A 237-nucleotide genomic window follows, 5' to 3' on the forward strand; every position below is an offset into this window, starting at 1 on the left:
CACTCATTGAAACATGTGATCCTATTTTCAACATCGCGCACCTCTCCATTTCACTTATCTCTTTTTCTGGTTCATCCGCCGCTGCCGTTTTTTTACTTTTTCCATTTCCGCCTGCATTTTCTTTTTATAGCCTGGTTTTACCTTTTTTGGCTTTTTAGTGATTGACTTTGCAAGCATTTCCGTTGCGACTGCATGCTTGACCCTGTTTCTGAGGCGATTTCGATCATCTAGTTCAAT

At 40.9% G+C, this 237-nt stretch carries 1 pseudogene; it reads right to left on the reverse strand.

Annotated elements, in window-relative coordinates:
• Positions 1-54 precede the first annotated feature (54 nt).
• Positions 55-237 (reverse strand): annotated as a pseudogene (locus RYX56_RS25180) (DEAD/DEAH box helicase); the annotation flags it as partial.

The sequence above is a fragment of the Alkalihalophilus lindianensis genome (genome assembly GCF_032843265.1).
GTDB classification, from domain to species: domain Bacteria; phylum Bacillota; class Bacilli; order Bacillales; family Bacillaceae_D; genus Alkalihalophilus; species Alkalihalophilus lindianensis.